Source organism: Micromonospora sp. DT178, assembly GCF_049841695.1.
Lineage (GTDB): Bacteria > Actinomycetota > Actinomycetes > Mycobacteriales > Micromonosporaceae > Micromonospora.
This window is the reverse complement of record NZ_JBNCKV010000098.1, coordinates 1-247: the sequence shown is the minus strand read 5'-3', so window position 1 is coordinate 247 and position 247 is coordinate 1. Positions and strand designations below refer to the sequence as shown.

At 72.5% G+C, this 247-nt stretch carries 1 protein-coding gene; it reads right to left on the bottom strand.

What is annotated here, in order from left to right; translation table 11 throughout:
- Window positions 1-206 (bottom strand): polyketide synthase dehydratase domain-containing protein (locus ACLQ22_RS32130; RefSeq protein ID WP_425695625.1); only part of this gene is annotated, 206 nt, incomplete at its 3' end.
- Between the last annotated feature and the right edge of the window lie 41 nt (window positions 207-247).

Here is a 247-nt window from a genome sequence, read left to right as displayed (position 1 = left end):
AGCAGCCCGGCCAACCCGATCGGGTGCAGCGCCGCGTCCAGCGCCGCCGGATGCAACCCGAACCCGTCCGCCTCGACGTGCTCGGACAGTGTCACCTCGGCGTACACATCCCGCTCGGCACGCCACACCGCCCGTAGGCCCTGAAACACCGGCCCGTACACGTACCCGCTGTCGGCCAACCGTTCGTACAAGCCGTCAACAGCCACCGGCCGGGCACCGGCCGGCGGCCACTGCCCCAACCCGGCCG